At 31.1% G+C, this 379-nt stretch carries 1 protein-coding gene; it reads left to right on the top strand.

Annotated elements, in window-relative coordinates:
• The coding region (locus GUI43_RS34395; RefSeq protein WP_211326820.1) for a hypothetical protein at positions 1-379 on the top strand (379 nt) is incomplete at both ends.

Below are 379 nucleotides of genomic sequence, written 5' to 3'. Positions count from 1 at the left end.
TTAAAAAATAAAATAGAAAAACTCAGTTCGGAGCCATATAAAGAAAAGAACACCAAAATGCTTAAGGAAAGGTTATTTTCTAATAACTACCCACGATCGATAGTAAATCGTATTTTTCACAACCATACTGATCAAATAGATAAATCAAAAGATTCCAGTACGACCTCTAACAATAATTTTATTAAAGTTCCTTTCCATTCAAAACTGGCTCCTTTAGTTAAGAATTTGTTAGACGCCCCTGACAAAAAAGTTGCTTTTTACAATGTTAAAACCAGTAAAAAATTTTTTGGTAACGTGAAAGACAGAACTCCGATGTTAGACCAATCAAATGTAGTTTACGAAGTATCCTGTCAGTGCAATAAGAAATATATAGGTCAGA

Origin of the sequence: Micromonospora noduli (genome assembly GCF_003264365.1) — a bacterium.
Lineage (GTDB): Bacteria > Actinomycetota > Actinomycetes > Mycobacteriales > Micromonosporaceae > Micromonospora > Micromonospora noduli.
This window is presented reverse-complemented; position numbering and strand designations above follow the sequence as displayed.